Origin of the sequence: Gluconacetobacter sp. (assembly GCF_047721585.1) — a bacterium.
In the GTDB taxonomy this organism is placed as follows: domain Bacteria; phylum Pseudomonadota; class Alphaproteobacteria; order Acetobacterales; family Acetobacteraceae; genus Gluconacetobacter; species Gluconacetobacter dulcium.
Genome location: NZ_JBDNXE010000096.1, coordinates 1 through 16225, shown reverse-complemented (window position 1 = coordinate 16225; position 16225 = coordinate 1). Strand labels below are relative to the sequence as shown.

Sequence of the window (16225 nt, the reverse complement as noted above, 5' to 3'; positions counted from 1 at the left end):
CCCCAGGCCCACCCCCCGGAGCGAAACAGGAAACAGCCGGACAGGATCACCGCCCAAAGCAATCCGGCCAACCACAGCAGAAACTGCGCCGAGAGCGTCATCGGGCTGCCCGTCGTATGGCACAGCGCCCCGACCACGGCCATGACCGCGAGGGCCAGCGCGCAGCCCGGCACGATCCCGGCCGCCAGCTTGGCCACCCACTGGCGATTATCCAGCCGCGCGCCTTTCATCGCCGCCCCTCCCGCTGCATCAGGAAGGCGACCATCGCCGGCACGATGCTCCAGACCACCATCAGCAACAGCACGACCATGAACACAGCCGTCGCCGGTCCCCGGACCTGCAACAGGCAGCCCAGCGCGACACAGGTTGCGACGGCCGCACCCGTCAGGCACGGCCCCGCAGCAGGACGGGCAACCAGCAGGCGCTGGTGCCGCGATGCGAGATAGCACAGCATCCCCCCCACAACCGACGCCCCACTCCCCACCGCGAGGAAGAAGACCGAAGCCGTCACCAGCGATATTCCAGACGCATGGTCAGGCTGCGCCCCTGCCCGTAATAGCAGGCCGACACGGCGGTGCAGGTCGCGACAAACCGCTTGTTGGCGATATTGCGCATATTGACCGAGAACGACAGCCCGTCATAACGCGGATGCGCGGCACCGAAATCGTAGCGCAGGAACATGTCGAACAACGTATAGCCCGGAATCGACAGCGTATTCGCCGTATCGCCATAGCTGTGGCCGGTATAGCGCACACCGCCCCCGACACCCGCGCCACGGAACATGCCCGAACGCACCCGCTGGTCAACGAACAACGATGCCATCCATTTCGGCGCCTGCGGCAGATAATTGCCGACCTGCAAGGCGGTGTTCGATTTCGTGACCTTGGCATCGCTGCGGGTGCCGGTGAAGATCACCGCCATGTCCCACGGCAGCGTGGCCCGCCCTTCCAGTTCCAGCCCCCGGACGCGGCCTTCGCTGGTCTGCACCAGACAGGTCGTCGTGCCGCACTGTTCCCCACCGGGCGAGACCGTCGTCATATTCTGCTGGGTGATCTGGTAACCACCAAACGTCACATAGATGGATTTGCCATACTGATAGCGCAGCCCGGCCTCGTACTGATCGCCGGTCGTCGGCTTGAAGGGCTTGCCGTCCAGCGAGGTGGACGGGTCGGACACCAGCGGCAGGAACGAGGTCGCATAGCTGAAATAAGGCGCCAGCCCGAAATCCAGCAGATAGACCGCCCCCGCCCGCCAGGTGAATTTATTGGAATCCGTGACATAGCGTTTCCTGGTCAGGATGTTGAGCGTATCGTCCTCCGCCCAGTCCTGCCGCCCGCCGATCGTCACCCGCAACCGCTCATATTTGAGCTGGTCCTGAAAATACACGCCCTTCTGGCTCGATTCCGTCGCGCTATAGACCTGCGGCCTCAACCCGCGTTCATAACCCGCCGCCCCGCGCGAGACCGGATCGAAGATATCCAGCATCGGCAACACCAGCGCCGGGTTCGCCAGATCGCGCGAACTCTCCCAACTGGTATAGAAAAAATCCGTCCCCGCCAGCAGCGTATGCTGCACAGGCCCGGTGCGTACATGCCCCTCGAGCTGCGTATCCATGGCAACGCCCTGCGAGCGGCCCCGCCCTTCCACCGCACGGCGGTTGACCGTCTCGCCCGCCACACACCCTTTCAGGCTCGGCGGGCAGGCCGCCAGCGTGTCGCCGGAGAGCACCGTCGCGCGATAGAGATTGTCGAGATAGGTATAGCGCAGATTGTTCCGCACCGTCAGAAAGCGGCTGAAACGGTGTTCGAGGAACGAACCGGCCAATGCCTGGGTACGGTCGAACGTATCCCAGTCCGGCTCACCGATATTCGCATCATTGGCGATACGGCGTCCTTTCGACGCAACAAGGGTGCCCGTCTTCGGCAGGAACTGGAAGGTGGACCCACCGGCATCCCGCTGATACTGCCCCAGCAGCGTCCAGGACGAGTGCGGCGCGAATTTCCATGTCAGGCTGGGCGACACGTAATAGCGGCCGACCGACACATCATTCACCTGCGTCCCGCCATAGCGCGCCACCGCCACGATCCGCCCTGACACGGCTCCGTCCTTGGTCAGCTTGCCCGACACATCGCCCGAAGCCTGCCCCTGCCAGTTCCCCAGATCGGTAAAGCCCGCCGTTTGTAGGAAGAACTCGCCATGGCTCTGCTCGGTCGGCCGCTTGGTCGTCAGATTGACGATGCCCCCCGGTGCCGTCTGCCCGTAGAGAGCACCCGACGGCCCCTTGAGCACTTCGATCTGCTGCAACGCGAACGGATCGAACGATGTCCGCGTCCACTGCCCACCGGACGGCAGGCGCAGCCCATCGACGAAATTGTTGTTCGAGGAAAATCCACCGGCGCCGAAACCGCGCACCGACACTTCATCGACACGGCTGTCGATACCGCTCGGCTCCGACTGCACCCCGGCGGTATAGGCCAGCGCATCCGCCACGGTCGGCGAGGCCCGCAATTCGATTTCCTCGCGACTGACAATGGAAATGGTCTGCGGAGAGTCGATGATCGGCGTCCGCGTCTTGGTGGAAGACGTGGCGTGCGACAGCCCGGTCGCCGTCACCACGATCACTTCCTCCTTGCCGCCTTTCCCGTCCTGCTTTTCCTTTGCCGCCTTCTCCTGAACGACATCCTGTTCCGGCGCGGCCGCCACGGCCGGCACGCCGAACGACGCCATGAGCACAACGGGGGCAGCAATGCCCGCCAAACGAACTGACTGTCTCATCGGCCCCTTTTCCGCGACTGAAACCATGCAGCGGGGCTTTGATGCAATTGAGACTTACTGTCAACAAAAGAGCACGAGCATCAATATTTTGATACATTCGCCACAATGTGACACCCCATCTTCGCACATCCTGCGGCAAAGACATCATTTTCCCGAAAAAGGCGGAACGGGGCCGGGTTTTGCCCCTGCCCCGCGTCACCGGACCATGCGCCGGTCAGGCTCTCAGCGCACACTGCGTCGGAAAAACACGACCCGCTCGGTTTCGGCGAATCCCAATGCCGCGTGCATCGCATGGCTGTCCGTATTGGACACATCCGCATCCGATGCGATTTCCGCACATCCCAGCCCGCGCGCCCACGCCACCACCCGGTCGATCAACAGGCGCGCCACCCCGTGCAGCCGCCAGTCCGGCGATACATAAAGCCCCTCGACAAAGGCGACGGGCGAGGTCGTGCACCCATTCACATAATCATGCCGCAGCGCCGCCTCGGCAAAGCCGCACACATCCCTTCCGGCAACGGCCAGAAAGGCCACATGACCGGCATCCGGTGCGGCCATGGCCCGCTCGATCTCTTCCCGGTGCCCGGCAACACCCTCCGCCGGCCACAACGCCACCCGCAGGGCCGCATAAGCACCGATATGACCTGCGGACACCGCTATGATTTCCATCATCCGCCCTTCCGTCGCCCCGCGTGCGCCGGGCACGCCTCATCAGCCCCAAGGCGTGTCCAAACGAAGCGCGCCCCACCATGACGGTCACACCGCCGCATGCACTCTCCCTGTCATCCCCCCAGCGCGCGCGACAGTTCGTCTGGATCCATGCTGCTGCTCTGCGCCGCCGTGGGGAAGGCTCCGGATTGCACCTCGCCCACATAGGCCCGCACCGCCTCCTCGATCGCGGCACCGATATCGGCATAGCGTTTCGCATGGCGCGGCGATTTACCCGGCAACAGGCCCAGCAGATCGTGCCACACCTGCACCTGCCCGTCGCACCCCGCCCCGGCCCCGATGCCGATCACCGGAATCCGCAGCCGCCGCGTCACCGCTTCCGCCAGCGGCGCCGGCACCAGTTCCAGCACCAGGGCAAACGCCCCGGCATCCTGCAAGGCCAGCGCGTCCTCCACCAGCCGCCGTGCCGCCTCCGCCTGCCGCGCCTGCACGCGCAGGCCCAGCGTGTGCTGCGCCTGCGGCGTCAGGCCCAGATGCCCCATCACCGGCACGCCCAGTTCGGTCAGCCGCCGCACCGTCGGGGCAATGGATACCCCGCCTTCCAGCTTCAGCGCCTGCACCCCGGCCTCCTGCATCACCCGCCGGGCGGAGGCGATGGCATCGGCCTCGGTCGCATAGGTCAGAAACGGCAGGTCGGCCACCACCAGCGCCCGGCTGCTGCCACGCACCACGGCACGCGCATGGCGGATCATGTCGTCCAGCGTCACCGGCAGGGTGGTGTCGGCCCCATGGACCACCATCCCCAGCGAATCCCCCACCAGCAGCATCGGCACCGCCGCCCGCTCGGCCAGCGCGGCGGAGGGGTGATCGTACGCCGTCAGCATGGCGATCCGCTGCCCGGATTCCTTCATGGTCTGGATGTCGAAAACGGTAATACGCATGATACGATCCATGAAATATGTTGGTTTATGAAAGGATGATCAGGAAACGAGAGAAACCGGCCGCCGCATGACGCACCGCCGCGCCGCCGGCAGGCCATGCGCCACCTCCGCCGCCAGGATGTCCCGCAGACGCGGCGTCAGCACCTCGTCGGGCAGGATCGCAAAACCGGTGCGCGCATAGAACGGCGCATTCCACGCCACGTCGCGAAACGTCGTCAGGGTCACAGCCGCCATCGCCTGCACCGCCGCATAAGCCGCCGCATGCTCCAGCAACGCCCGGCCCAGTCCCCGGCCCTGATGCGCGGGTGCCACCGACATCTCCCACACATGCAGCACCGCCCGGCCGGCATCCGCGCCATTCCCATCCTCGCCCGCCACACGGGCGGACAGAAAACCGGCAACAGCCTCGCCATCCACAGCCACCCAGCATGTTCCGGCCTCAATGGCCGCCAGATGCGCCTCCGCCGACATCACGCCGTCATCCGCGATCCAGGCCAGATCGGGGATGGTGCGAAACAGCGCGCCCGACGCCTCTTCCACCGCCGGTAACAGCACGGCCTCATCCGGCCGGGCCGGCCGGATCTGCCAGTCACCACGCATCTGCCATTCTCCCTGTCCCGATGTCGCGCTTTTCATGACGCCGTGCATGGAACGGAGCCGCCATGCGGTCAATCCACCCATGGCCGGTCTGGAAATCCAGGCCGGCGGCGATCAAGCACGCATTTCCACGCAACGCTCTCACGGTGCCACCATGTGATAGGGCACCACCCCGCGCTCCTCGCTGCCCGCGTCGATGCCGAAGCCGGTGGCCGGGATCGCCCGATGGCGGCAATCGGTGCGGATGCAGGCCCGACACCCCGGCCCGATCGGGATCACCATCCGGTCGTCGGTCAGGTCCAGCCCCGCCGAATAGACCAGTTCCGGCGCATGAGACACCGCGCACCCCAGCACGATCGCCACCAGGCGCGGCCGGTCGAAATAGGAAACCGGAGAATGCCCCACCGTCCGCGCAACGCTGATATAGATGGCCTCATCGGTGGTGCGCGACATCTGGACATGCAGCTTGCCCGGCGCCGAAAAACATTCGAACACATTCCATTGCGCGCACAACCCGCCGAACCGCGCGCGGCTGAAGCGGGTGGCGCTGTAGCTCTTCAGCACATTGCCGGCGATATCGGTCTTGATGAAATAGAACGGAATCCCCTCCGCCCCCGGCCGCTGCATGGTGGAGAGCCGATGGCACACCTGCTCGAAACTCACCCCGAACTGGCGCTGCAACAAATCCAGATCATGCCGCGTCTGCCGCGCCGCCCGGCGAAACCGCTCATAGGGCAGCAGCAGCGCCCCGGCGAAATAATTGCTCATCCCCACGGTGGCCAGCGCCCGCGCATCGGCGCTGCCCAGCCCTGACCGACGCACCGGCCGGGCCAGAACCTGCCCGTAATCCAGCCGCCCGATCACCTGCGCCAGCCAGAACGCACTGCTCTCGGGCGGCACGCCTCCGGTCAGCGACAACCGGCGCGCCCGCCGGTCGAACCGCCACATCACCCCTTCCCGGTCCAGCCCCGCATCGGTCACGATGCGGATATCGTGCCGGTCGCGCAGATAACGCCCCAGCATCTCGGCCGGCCCGCCCTCGTCCAGCCGCGCGGTCTCGTACAGCCCTTCCGCCGCACGGTCGATCTCGTCGAAATAATTCCGTTCCGCCTGCACCCAGTCGCCCACCGAGTCATACGACCCGGTGCCCGGCTGCGGCGCCGGCGTCGCGGCCCCCCCCCGCCCCCCCGCCCCCCCCCCCCCGGGGGGGGCGGGGTAGCGGGTGCCGCACTGGGGGGGCCGGCCCGGCGCGCCCCCCCCCGCCGGCGGGACCGGGCGGGGGTTGGGGGTGGTACTGAACAGCGGGTCCCCCAGGATCTCGCGCAGCACCTGCATGCGCTGGACATCGCCACTGTCGCTGAACCAGGTCGGCTCCACGCCGAACATCGTGCAAAGTTTTAACAGAATGCCGGGCGTCAAAGGGCGCTGATCGTTCTCGATCTGGTTGAGATAGCTCGCGGAGAGACCCAGCGCCGTCGCCAGTCCCTGCTGCGACTGCCCATTCCTGTTGCGCAAATCACGGATTCTCGACCCAGCGAAGATCTTCTCGCCCGCCATTGCCACCTTCGCATCCTTCGCAAAACCACTGCCCGACCGTGGCACCATTTCGCCCGGATCGCCATTCCCGAATGCGCGAGAACGGCCATACTCCGCAGCAACGCCCCTGAAGAGGAACGAAGCCATGCGGCATTACGACATCACCGTTCACCCCGAGAGCGACCGGCTGGCGCGCAACGCGCAACTGGCCTGGCAGATCGCCGAGGTCGCGGCCGACCCGGTCGCCATCGTCCCCGACGTCACCGAGATGATCATCAATCGCGTGATCGACAACGCCTCGGTCGCCATCGCCTCGGTCAACCGCCACACGGTGGTCAGCGCCCGCGCCGAAGCCCTGGCCCATGCCAGGCCCGGCGGCGCCACCCTGTTCGGCTGCGGGCCGGACGTGCGCGTCCACGCCGAATGGGCCGCCTGGGCCAACGGCACGGCGGTGCGCGAACTGGATTACCACGACACGTTCCTGGCCGCCGAATATTCTCATCCCGGCGACAACATCCCCGCCATCCTCGCCGTGGCCCAGCAATGCGGCCGCTCGGGCGCCGAACTGGTGCGCGGCATCGCCACCGGCTACGAAATCCAGATCGACCTGGTGCGGGCGATCTGCCTGCACAAGCACAAGATCGACCATGTCGCCCATCTCGGCCCATCGGTCGCGGCCGGCATCGGCACACTGCTGGGCCTGCCCACCGAGACCATCTACCAGTCGATCCAGCACGCCCTGCACGTCACCACCGCCACCCGCCAGAGCCGCAAGGGCGAGATTTCCTCATGGAAAGCCTACGCCCCCTCCCACGCCGGCAAGATGGCCGTCGAGGCCGTGGACCGCGCCATGCTGGGCGAAACCTCCCCCAGCCCGATCTACGAGGGCGAAGACGGCGTAATCGCCTGGATGCTGGACGGCAAGGATGCCCATTACCGCGTCGCCCTGCCCGAGGCCGGTGAAGCCAAGCGCGCGATCCTCGACAGCTACACCAAGGAACATTCGGCGGAATATCAAAGCCAGGCCCTGATCGACCTCGCCTTCCGCCTGGGCGCCGAGGTCAAAGCGTCCGGCCGCAGCTGGGACGACGTGAAGGACATCCTGATCGAGACCAGCCACCACACCCATTACGTGATCGGCACCGGCTCCAACGACCCGCAGAAATTCGACCCCACGGCCTCGCGCGAGACGCTGGACCATTCGATCATGTATATCGTCGCGGTCGCCCTGCAGGACGGCGCGTGGCACCATGTCCGCTCCTACCTGCCCGAGCGCGCGCAACGCGAAGACACGGTACGGCTATGGCGCAAGATCCACACGGTGGAAGACCCGAAATGGACCGCCCGCTATCACGCCGACGATCCGGCGGTAAAAGCCTTCGGCGGCCGCATCACCATCGCCTTCAATGACGGCACGAAGCTGGACGGCGAACTGGCGGTGGCCAACGCCCACCCGCTGGGCGCGACCCCGTGGACCCGGCCCGACTACATCCGGAAATTCCGCGTCCTGACCGAAGGCATCCTGCTTCCCGCCGAAATCGAACGCTTCCTGGACGTCGCCCAACGCCTGCCCGCCCTGCGTGCCGACGAACTGCGCCATCTCGAAATCACCCTTCCGCCGCAATCCCTGAGAGCCACCGACAAGACCGGAATCTTCAATTTCCCGGCATAAAAGACCACCCCACCCCTCAACGAACAGGGGTGAAGGGGACGAGAGTCCCCTTCCGGGTGCAGGGCAGCGCCCTGCGAAAAGGCACAAAAAGGAGACGTGACATGACCCAAGCGTCCAAACCCAAGAAATCGGTCGCCCTCTCCGGCGTCACCGCCGGCGAAACCGCCCTCAGCTCGGTCGGCCACACCGGCAACGACCTGCATTATCGCGGCTACGACATCAAGGACCTCGCGGAATCCTGCGCGTTCGAGGAAGTCGCCCACCTGCTGATTCACGGCCACCTGCCCGACGCCGCCGAACTGGCGGAATACAAGGAGCGCCTGCGCGCCATGCGCGGCCTGCCCGTCCGCCTGCGCCGCCTGCTGGAGGACATTCCGGCCGCCGCCCACCCGATGGACGTCATGCGCACCGGCGTGTCCGCCCTGGGCTGCATCCTGCCCGAACGGCGCGACATGAACCCGGTCGGCGCGCGCGAAATCGCGGACCGGCTGCTGGCCTCGATGGGTTCGGTGCTGCTGTACTGGTATCATTTCTCGACCAACGGCAAACGCATCGACGTCGAGACCGACGACGAGACCATCGGCGGCCATTTCCTGCACATGCTGCACGGCCACGCCCCGCCGGCCGAGTGGGTCAGCGCCATGCACGCCTCGCTGATCCTGTACGCGGAGCATGAATTCAACGCCTCGACCTTCGCCTGCCGCGTGGTGGCCGGCACGGGGTCGGACATGTATTCCGCCGTCACCGCCGGCATCGGCGCGCTGCGCGGCTCGCGCCACGGCGGCGCCAACGAGGTGGCGCTGGAAATCCAGCAGCGGTACCAGACGCCGGACGAAGCCCAGGCCGACATCCTGCGCCGACTGGAAAACCGCGAGGTCGTGATCGGCTTCGGCCACCCGGTCTACACCATCGCCGATCCGCGCAACGCCGTGATCAAGCAATGGGCGGAACGCCTGTCGGCCCGCAGCGGCGCGATGCGCCTCTACAACGTGGCCGAGCGGATCGAGGGCGTCATGGCCGAACGGCGGAACATGTTCGCCAATCTCGACTGGTTCAGCGCCGTTTCCTACAACATGATGCGCATCCCCACCGCCATGTTCACGCCGATCTTCGTCATCGCGCGCCTGACCGGCTGGAGCGCCCACGTCATCGAACAGCGCGAGAACGGCAAGATCATCCGCCCCTCGGCGGACTATATCGGGCCGGACAAGCGGCCCTTCACCCCCTTGCACCAGCGCGGCGGCATGGAGAAAGCAGCATGATTTACCTGACAGGCGGCGCCGCCGCCGACAAACCGGCGGGCCAACGCTTCCGCGCCCTGCTCAATGCGCCCGGCATCCTGCAACTGCCCGGCGCCCATAACGGCCAGGCCGCCCTCCAGGCGAAGGACGCGGGCTTCGACGCGCTCTATCTCTCGGGCGCGGCCATGACGGCCAGCATGGGCCTGCCCGACCTGGGCATCATCACCATCGACCAGGTGACGTTCTTCATCCGCCAGATCGTCAACGCCACCGGCCTGCCCCTGCTGGTCGATGGCGACACCGGCTATGGCGAGGTGCTCAACGTCATGAACATGGTCCGCACCTTCGAGGATGCGGGCGCCGGCGCCGTGCATCTGGAAGACCAGATCCTGCCCAAGAAATGCGGCCACCTGAACAACAAGAAGCTCGCCACCCCGCACGACATGGCCCTGAAAGTCGGCGCCGCCCGCAAGGCCGCGCGCGATCTGGTCGTCATCGCCCGCACCGACGCGGCGGCCAGCGAGGGCATCGACGGCGCCGTCGCGCGCGCCAAACTCTACATCGAAGCCGGCGCCGACGCGATCTTCCCCGAAGCCCTGACGACGGCGGACATGTTCCGCGAATTCGCCCGCCGCATGCCCGGCGTCAAGCTGCTGGCCAACATGACCGAATTCGGCCGCACCCCCTTCTTCACCGCCAGCGAATTCGCGGACATGGGCTACAGCATGATCATCTGGCCCGTCAGTTCGCTGCGGGTCGCCAACAAGGCGCAGGAAGATTTGTACACCACCCTGCGCCGCGACGGCAGCACCGAGGCCATGCTGCCCCACATGCAAACCCGCGAAGCCCTCTACCGAACCCTGCGCTATCACGAATACGAGGCGCTGGATCAGTCAATCGTGGAAACGGTTCTGCCAAAGGTCGGCGAACCGGCATAAAAAACCCGGTCGTCAAACCCCGCGACCCGCCGGAAGGGGACACCATCCCCTTCCCCCCACCCGTTCCGCCGCGCGCGGCCCGTCATCGCATCGACGCATCGGCCGACCGCCCGCGCAGGATGGTCGCGCCTGCCGCATCATGGGGCAATGCCGCGCCATATGCCTGCGCATATCGCGCGGCGAAAGCCGCCCGCTCCAGCCTTTCACAATAATCGAGATACCGGATCAACGCCCGTTCCGCGCGCGGCGTCCGCCCATGGAGCCGTCTGTAATGGCGCCAGAGAACCATCACATTCACCGACCACGCATCATAAGCGTGTTCGGCGACCCGTTGACGGATCGCGGGAGGCAGCACGTCGAACGCCTCCCAGTCATCCCCATCGTATCGCCGCCACATCTCATGCCGCACCGTCCGCTCGTTGCCCGCAACCGGCAGCGTCCCGGCCTCCGTGCCACCTGCGGACAACACGCAAACCCCAGCTCTTTCGTCCATCACAGCGGCCGCCCATTCCGTTCTGTTCGGCCCAGTCTATATCGTATATTATAACATAACAATACAGCCTATCGCGGACGGCTCCCCTCCTCCGCCCGCTTCGATCACGCCCCCTCCTCTTCCACCCCCGCGCACGCCGCCTCCCGTCCGGACAAAGAGACAGGCGGGCGTCTGGCGCGGCGCGGTTTTCTATGGGGAGGGATGGAGGACGGAACACGCGAATAGGGCCTCCCGGGAACCCTATAATCCGCCCCTTGGGAGGTGGCTGCGCTGGGGAGAATATCGGCGCTCTCACCGCGTGTTCCGCGCCTGCACGATGACGGACGGATACGGGAAAATCAATGGCGCAGATCAGACTGACCGGGACGATGCGCGAGATCACCTCGGCCCTGGACCGCATCGCCGCGATCGGGCGCAACCCGTCGCGGGTGCTGGCGGCGGTGGGCGAGGAATTGATCCAGTCCACCCAGCGGCGGTTCGAGACCCAGACGGCGTCGGACGGCACGCCCTGGGCGCCGCCGAATCCGCATTACGCGGCGGACAAGGCGGCGGCCCGGCACCGGCCGTTGGCTGGATCGTCGCGATGCAGGCCCGCCAGGACGGCATCTGGGGGCGTGTCGAATGGACGCCCGACGGACGCGCCCTCGTGGAAGGGCGCGCCTATCGCGGGATTTCGCCCGCGTTCTTCGCGCCGAACGGCCGGGTGACGCAGGTCGCCCGCGCATCCCTCACCAATCTGCCCAACCTGCAACTCGCCTCTCTGCACAACCAGGGGAACCGAATGGACCTCGCTGACATCCGGCGGAGGCTCGGCCTCCCCGAAACCGCGACCGATGCCGACGTGGCCGCCGCGCTGGCTGGTGCGCCCCGATGGCTACGTCGCCGCGACATCCCGCGCGGGAAAATGGTCACCCATCGAAGCGGCCCTGTCGAAGATCGTGGTCCCAACAGTCCACGACCCGAAAACGTAAGATCCTGTCGGAGAATCCACGCCCGCCACGATCCGCCATCCCGTGCGAACGGGCTCCGCTCCGGATCAGGTCCGCCCCCGACGCGGCGGCTCCTCACCGGTCACACGCTGCCAATATTCATCGGCCCGCTTCTCGAACGTCGCCGCATCGCGGGCATCGCTCTGATACAGCGTCCCCTTCGGGAGGGGCGCATAAACCTGCTCCACCCAACCGCGCGGGTCGTCATGGGGAAAGCGATATCCGACATGGCCGAGCGACGCCGCCCCCTTGTAATGGGTATCGCGCAGATGCAGCGGCACCGCGGCAGGCGGATTGCTCGTCACATACTGCATGGCGGTAGAAATCCCCCGGCACGCCGAGCCCGATTTGGGCGCCCGCGCCACATGCAGCGCCGCATGCGCCAGCACGATCTGCGCCTCGGGATACCCGATCTTCTCCACGGCCTGCATCGCCGCCACGGCGGTCTGGAGCGCGGTATTGTCGGCCAGCCCCACATCCTCCGACGCATGGATCATGATCCGCCGCGCGATATAGCGCGGGTCTTCACCGCCATGGATCAGGCGCGCCAGCCAGTACAGCGTGGCATCCGGGTCCGACCCGCGCATGGATTTCACAAAGGCCGATACGACATCATAATGCGCATCGCCCGACCGGTCGTGATTGACGGGCGCCGCCGCATAAGCCTCATCCAGCATCGCGTCGCTGACCGTGACCGCCCGCGCCTCATGCCCCACCGCCAGGCTTTCCAGCGTCGTCAGCGCCCGGCGCGCGTCGCCCCCCGAACGGCCCGCGATCCGGCGAACCTGCTCCCCCGTCAGCCCGATCTCCACGCCCTCGGCGCGCAGATGGCCGATGCCACGCCGCACCACCTGCTCCATCTCGTCGAGACTCAGCGGCTCCAGCTTCAGGATCGTCGAGCGCGACACCAGCGCCGGGGTCAGCACATGATACGGGTTGCCGGTGGTGGCCCCGATGAAGTCGGCCGTGCCTTCCTCGCAGATCGCCAGCAGGTCATCGGTCTGGGTCGCCGTGAAGCGCTGCACTTCATCGACGAAGATCAGCAGCGGCACCATCCGCGCCTCGTCCGCCAGCTTGCGGATGTCCGAAACACCGCTGCGCGTCGCATGCAGCGGGCGGAACCGCTTGCCGAGCATGTTCCCCACGGCCCGCGCGATCGAGGTCTTGCCCACGCCGGGCGGTCCGTAAAGGATGACGCTGCCCAGCGCCCCGCCGGCAATCCGCCGGCGCAGGATCGACCCCGGCGCGATCGCCGCCGACTGCCCGATCACGTCATCCAGCGTCGCCGGGCGCAACTGGGCGGCCAGCGGCACCCGCCCCAGCGGCGCCCCGCTGTCGAAAAGATCGCTCATCGCTCACCCAGGGACCGAATAGCCCGGACCAACGTGGGCGCGCCCCGCCTAATCATCCAACCGCACCGAACGCCCCCGCTTGATACCCGCCCGATGGGCCTTGCCATCCAGCCGGCGCTGGCGCGCGGCCCGGCCCGGCCGCGTGGCCACGCGAAAGGCGGGGCGATGCGCCGCCTCGCGGATCAGTTCGGCCAGCCGCTCGATGGCATCCTCGCGGTTGCGCAGCTGCGTGCGAAACCGCCGCGCCGTGATCACGATCACCCCATCCCGCGTGGCACGGCTACCCGCGACTTCCAGTAGCCTGGCCCGCACCCGTTCGGGCAGCGAGGGCGAGCGCGCGGCGTCAAACCGCAACTGCGCCGCCGTGGCCACCTTGTTGACGTTCTGCCCGCCAGGGCCGGATGCAAGGATGTAGCTGACCTCCAGCTCGGTCTCGGCCAGCGACAGTCCGGGAAGGATCGGGATTGCCATGGCGCGCGACATAGCATGTTTCGCGCCGCCACGCGCTATTCCTCCATGATCGCAGATCTGCCGTCTATCCGCGTGTGGGCAGTTCGAACATATCAATGGTTTCAGGTTCATCCTGTCCAGAGGCAAACCACGCCTGCGCCAGCGGGTGAGAGAGCATCCGCTCCAGATAGCGCCCGGCACGACCTTCCAAGGAAACACCGTAAGTCTGGAAGCGGGAAGCCACCGGCGCGAACATGATATCGGCGGCCGTGAAGTATCCAAACAGCCAAGGCCCCCCAGGGGGGTTCTCCGCCGTCTCCCCTATCGCCGCCACGCGCGCGATATCGGCTTCAACTTCCAGCGTCCGCTGGGGCCGCCGATTGCGCCCCCCCCCGCAATACCCGATACCGACACTCCCGAAGCCCTGGCTCCGGGAGTGTTCGTGTTTTTGGCCCTCTGATCGCGTGACGCGGCGAAGTCGAGCAGGTTTCCGAGTTCGCCATGGAGCGTGGCGTGCATCTCGCCCCGGCCTTTGCCGGGATGAAGCACGATCTTCTCGATCAGGGCGCGGATGGCCTCGGACGCTTCCTGCCGGTCCTCGGGGTGGTTCAGGGTTTCCGCCAGCCGCTCGACCTTGTGCTTGAAGATCGCCGCGACATTGGGATGGATACCCGCCTCGACCCGGCCCCGAAGGCCGCGATGGGTCTTCATCGCTAGGTCCTTGAGGAACAAGGCGTTCATCGTGCCTTTGCGGCCGCCGTGAAGTTCGGAGATCTCGCCCTCGGCCAGGGTGACAATGGTCACGCCGGCAAACTGGAGACGCTTGAACAGGGTAGCGACGTCGGCCTGGTCGCGGGACACGCGATCGAGGGATTCGGCCAGCACGACGTCGAACTGCCCGGCCTGAGCCGTCGCGCAGCACGGTCTGGATGCCGGGGCGCAGGATCATGCTGGCCCCGAAGATGGCCGCGTCGCGGTAATACTCCACCACCTGCCAGTCCTCGCGCGTGGCGCGTTCCTCACAGAGGCGGAACTGGTCCTCGATCGAAGCCCCCCGCTGGTTATCCGAGGATTAGCGGGCATAGAGAGCAACGCGGGTCATGGCGAATCTCCCGATAGGTGGTTTTGTAAGGTTTACCTCTTGCGGTTTCTGCCGCTGGGCTGATGTGTCCGATCGGCTGACGTCTCCGGGATGCGCCCGGTTGCCGCCGTGTAGATGTCGCTATCCTCGCGGCGTCCGACCGCGATGACGAAGATGACGATCCGCTGTTCCACGACCTGATAGACGAGGCGGTAGCCGTCCTGGGGCAGTTTGATCTTGTAGAATCCGGCGAGATCGCCGTGCAGTTCGTTACCGGGAGAATACGGGTTCAGAACCAGTTTTTCGAGTTTCTTCTCGAACTTCCTGCGAATGCTGCCGTCCAGCCCATCCCACTCGCGGAGAGCACGATCGTCGAACTCGATCGCGTATTCAGTCATCCGGATGGCGGGCCTTCAAGTCCGCCAGCCTCATGCGATGACGCGGCGCGGGATCGGCGAGGCGTTCGCGGACGATCTCGATCAGCCTTGCATCCTCGTCGGTCACAAGGCGGCGCTTGACCGGCGGCTGGCCGGTCTCGGCGATATAGGCCAGGGTATCGCGCAGCACGTCGGACAGGGACATGCCTTGCGCCGACAGCTTCGCGACAGCGGCGGCCTTGAGGGTGTCATCGACACGGAACGTCACGGCGGACATGGCTTCCTCCTGATTGCAGGACAAATGTAATACATTTGTACGAATAAAGGAAGCGCAAAACAGGTGATCCCGGCCTGCCTGAAATGGTGCCCTGGATGGGACAGGCGTCATTCATCTGGTTCCTCTCGACTTGCTGTCCTTCGGTCTGACGGATCGTTGTCGTTGGCTGTGTCAATCTGACCCAGCCGCCGTTGGAATTCCTCGCGGGCGATCTGGCGTCCAAGCATCCTGGCGAGGATGAACACCAGTTTCGTCCATCCGCGCTTTCATCGCCGGATCGGATGCGGTTCCCGACGGGTTATTATCATTGGCCGGCGCGATCGGCCCAGTCTTCGCCCTGCGGTCCTTGTCCGTCATCGTCCTGCCCTTCCCGTCTGGAGAGAACCGGATCATGGGGCATGAAAAACGAATACCTCAAGGCAAGGGCGTTGTACTTTGGAAGCGAGGAAATGGTACTCGTGTCGGCAATTGTCGGCGTGTGCGTACTCTGGCGTATCCGGGCGTAATCCGGCGGACGACAAAAGGAGAACGCTCGGTGATATGATGAATAACTATTAATTATTCTGATGGTTTTGTGAATGAGGCGGGGCGTCAGAAGCACAGAATCTTCAGTTGAGCGCCGCATAATTCACGGCGTTGCTACACCTGCTTTTGCCATAGCGCCGGATCGTGATGGGGCAGGCAATGAAGACGCGATAGAGGGCGCCAAAACCTGCCTTTCTGCATTTTTGATGCCTCTTGACACCATGCACGGAGTTCCCAGATTGAATTTGCCGGCCGCCGAAGGGGTCGGCAGACAGAACTATCAGTTTTGATCTTGTGTCCATGTTGCTCAAA

The 16225-nt window shown here is 65.7% G+C and carries 18 protein-coding genes and 3 pseudogenes; 6 read left to right on the top strand and 15 right to left on the bottom strand.

The features are described from left to right. The 7 genes from ABF821_RS15370 to ABF821_RS15340 form a co-directional block, all read right to left on the bottom strand. Positions 1-230 (bottom strand): hypothetical protein (locus ABF821_RS15370; protein WP_415530629.1); only part of this gene is annotated, 230 nt, incomplete at its 3' end. After that, a complete protein-coding gene (locus ABF821_RS15365) occupies positions 227-511 on the bottom strand; it encodes a hypothetical protein (protein ID WP_415530628.1) in 285 nt (94 codons plus the stop codon). The genes ABF821_RS15365 and ABF821_RS15370, both read right to left, overlap by 4 nt. Beyond that, positions 508-2775 carry a TonB-dependent siderophore receptor gene (locus tag ABF821_RS15360; RefSeq protein ID WP_415530627.1) on the bottom strand — a complete coding sequence of 756 codons (2268 nt, stop codon included), beginning with the start codon at positions 2773-2775 and terminating at the stop codon, positions 508-510. The genes ABF821_RS15365 and ABF821_RS15360 overlap by 4 nt, the downstream gene beginning before the upstream one ends. Positions 2776-2997: 222 nt before the next feature. After that, positions 2998-3447, bottom strand: coding sequence for an aminoglycoside 6'-N-acetyltransferase (gene aac(6'), locus ABF821_RS15355; RefSeq protein ID WP_415530626.1), 450 nt, complete (start codon positions 3445-3447; stop codon positions 2998-3000). Positions 3448-3557: 110 nt separating this feature from the next. After that, the gene (gene panB / locus ABF821_RS15350) at positions 3558-4385 is read right to left on the bottom strand and encodes a 3-methyl-2-oxobutanoate hydroxymethyltransferase (RefSeq protein ID WP_415530625.1); all 828 of its coding nucleotides are present in this window, start codon (positions 4383-4385) and stop codon (positions 3558-3560) included. Between the two features lie 39 nt (positions 4386-4424). Continuing rightward, complete coding sequence (locus tag ABF821_RS15345) at positions 4425-4985, bottom strand: GNAT family N-acetyltransferase (RefSeq protein WP_415530623.1); 561 nt, start codon at positions 4983-4985, stop codon at positions 4425-4427. Between the two features lie 138 nt (positions 4986-5123). Next, complete coding sequence (locus ABF821_RS15340) at positions 5124-6539, bottom strand: helix-turn-helix domain-containing protein (RefSeq protein WP_415530622.1); 1416 nt, start codon at positions 6537-6539, stop codon at positions 5124-5126. Between the two features lie 124 nt (positions 6540-6663). On the opposite strand from ABF821_RS15340, the gene ABF821_RS15335 reads away from it, so the two are divergent. The 3 genes from ABF821_RS15335 to prpB all read left to right on the top strand — a co-directional run bounded on the left by ABF821_RS15335 (position 6664) and on the right by prpB (position 10369). Beyond that, positions 6664-8190: an MmgE/PrpD family protein gene (locus ABF821_RS15335; RefSeq protein ID WP_415530621.1), complete on the top strand. Its 1527-nt coding sequence runs from the start codon at positions 6664-6666 to the stop codon at positions 8188-8190. 101 nt (positions 8191-8291) lie between these two features. Continuing rightward, positions 8292-9452 (top strand): 2-methylcitrate synthase, encoded by a 1161-nt coding sequence (gene prpC / locus ABF821_RS15330; protein ID WP_415530620.1) that lies wholly within the window; start codon positions 8292-8294, stop codon positions 9450-9452. Then, positions 9449-10369, top strand: a complete 921-nt coding sequence (gene prpB, locus ABF821_RS15325; protein WP_415530619.1) for a methylisocitrate lyase — start codon at positions 9449-9451, stop codon at positions 10367-10369. Before prpC ends, prpB begins: the two co-directional genes overlap by 4 nt. 82 nt (positions 10370-10451) lie before the next feature. On the opposite strand, the gene ABF821_RS15320 is transcribed toward prpB, so the two are convergent. Then, the gene (locus ABF821_RS15320; RefSeq protein ID WP_415530630.1) at positions 10452-10766 is read right to left on the bottom strand and encodes a DUF6525 family protein; all 315 of its coding nucleotides are present in this window, start codon (positions 10764-10766) and stop codon (positions 10452-10454) included. Positions 10767-11203: 437 nt separating this feature from the next. Between ABF821_RS15320 and ABF821_RS15315 the strand changes: the two are divergent. The 3 genes and pseudogenes from ABF821_RS15315 to ABF821_RS15305 form a co-directional block, all read left to right on the top strand. Then, positions 11204-11416, top strand: a pseudogene (locus ABF821_RS15315) (phage virion morphogenesis protein); the annotation flags it as partial. Positions 11417-11445: 29 nt separating this feature from the next. Then, a pseudogene (locus tag ABF821_RS15310) lies at positions 11446-11661 on the top strand (phage protease); the annotation flags it as partial. Positions 11662-11695: 34 nt separating this feature from the next. Then, on the top strand, positions 11696-11833 hold the full coding sequence (locus ABF821_RS15305; RefSeq protein ID WP_415530618.1) for a hypothetical protein: 138 nt from the start codon (positions 11696-11698) through the stop codon (positions 11831-11833). Between the two features lie 65 nt (positions 11834-11898). On the opposite strand, the gene ABF821_RS15300 is transcribed toward ABF821_RS15305, so the two are convergent. The 7 genes and pseudogenes from ABF821_RS15300 to ABF821_RS15270 form a co-directional block, all read right to left on the bottom strand. Further along, entirely contained in the window at positions 11899-13203 is a 1305-nt protein-coding gene (locus ABF821_RS15300) for a replication-associated recombination protein A (protein WP_415530617.1), read from the bottom strand. 48 nt (positions 13204-13251) lie between these two features. After that, on the bottom strand, positions 13252-13674 hold the full coding sequence (arfB, locus tag ABF821_RS15295; protein ID WP_183007781.1) for an alternative ribosome rescue aminoacyl-tRNA hydrolase ArfB: 423 nt from the start codon (positions 13672-13674) through the stop codon (positions 13252-13254). A 64-nt stretch (positions 13675-13738) separates the two neighbouring features. Next, on the bottom strand, positions 13739-13909 hold the full coding sequence (locus ABF821_RS15290; RefSeq protein WP_415530616.1) for a hypothetical protein: 171 nt from the start codon (positions 13907-13909) through the stop codon (positions 13739-13741). A gap of 65 nt (positions 13910-13974) precedes the next feature. Further along, positions 13975-14698: pseudogene (locus ABF821_RS15285) on the bottom strand (recombinase family protein). An 89-nt stretch (positions 14699-14787) separates the two neighbouring features. Continuing rightward, complete coding sequence (locus tag ABF821_RS15280; RefSeq protein ID WP_415530614.1) at positions 14788-15132, bottom strand: type II toxin-antitoxin system RelE family toxin; 345 nt, start codon at positions 15130-15132, stop codon at positions 14788-14790. After that, on the bottom strand, positions 15125-15388 hold the full coding sequence (locus ABF821_RS15275; protein WP_415530613.1) for a type II toxin-antitoxin system RelB/DinJ family antitoxin: 264 nt from the start codon (positions 15386-15388) through the stop codon (positions 15125-15127). The genes ABF821_RS15280 and ABF821_RS15275 overlap by 8 nt, the downstream gene beginning before the upstream one ends. Positions 15389-15996: 608 nt before the next feature. Further along, positions 15997-16225 (bottom strand): hypothetical protein (locus tag ABF821_RS15270; protein WP_415530612.1); only part of this gene is annotated, 229 nt, incomplete at its 5' end.

Excerpts from the sequence above, each read along its gene's own strand:
- ABF821_RS15360 (WP_415530627.1), bottom strand. The coding sequence starts at position 2,775 with ATGAGACAGTCAGTTCGTTTGGCGGGCATTGCTGCCCCCGTTGTGCTC.
- panB (WP_415530625.1), bottom strand. The coding sequence starts at position 4,385 with ATGCGTATTACCGTTTTCGACATCCAGACCATGAAGGAATCCGGGCAG.
- ABF821_RS15345 (WP_415530623.1), bottom strand. The coding sequence starts at position 4,985 with ATGCGTGGTGACTGGCAGATCCGGCCGGCCCGGCCGGATGAGGCCGTG.
- ABF821_RS15340 (WP_415530622.1), bottom strand. The coding sequence starts at position 6,539 with ATGGCGGGCGAGAAGATCTTCGCTGGGTCGAGAATCCGTGATTTGCGC.
- ABF821_RS15335 (WP_415530621.1), top strand. The coding sequence starts at position 6,664 with ATGCGGCATTACGACATCACCGTTCACCCCGAGAGCGACCGGCTGGCG.
- prpC (WP_415530620.1), top strand. The coding sequence starts at position 8,292 with ATGACCCAAGCGTCCAAACCCAAGAAATCGGTCGCCCTCTCCGGCGTC.
- prpB (WP_415530619.1), top strand. The coding sequence starts at position 9,449 with ATGATTTACCTGACAGGCGGCGCCGCCGCCGACAAACCGGCGGGCCAA.
- ABF821_RS15320 (WP_415530630.1), bottom strand. The coding sequence starts at position 10,766 with ATGTGGCGGCGATACGATGGGGATGACTGGGAGGCGTTCGACGTGCTG.
- ABF821_RS15305 (WP_415530618.1), top strand. The coding sequence starts at position 11,696 with ATGCCGACGTGGCCGCCGCGCTGGCTGGTGCGCCCCGATGGCTACGTC.
- ABF821_RS15300 (WP_415530617.1), bottom strand. The coding sequence starts at position 13,203 with ATGAGCGATCTTTTCGACAGCGGGGCGCCGCTGGGGCGGGTGCCGCTG.
- arfB (WP_183007781.1), bottom strand. The coding sequence starts at position 13,674 with ATGGCAATCCCGATCCTTCCCGGACTGTCGCTGGCCGAGACCGAGCTG.
- ABF821_RS15290 (WP_415530616.1), bottom strand. The coding sequence starts at position 13,909 with ATGTTCGCGCCGGTGGCTTCCCGCTTCCAGACTTACGGTGTTTCCTTG.
- ABF821_RS15280 (WP_415530614.1), bottom strand. The coding sequence starts at position 15,132 with ATGACTGAATACGCGATCGAGTTCGACGATCGTGCTCTCCGCGAGTGG.
- ABF821_RS15275 (WP_415530613.1), bottom strand. The coding sequence starts at position 15,388 with ATGTCCGCCGTGACGTTCCGTGTCGATGACACCCTCAAGGCCGCCGCT.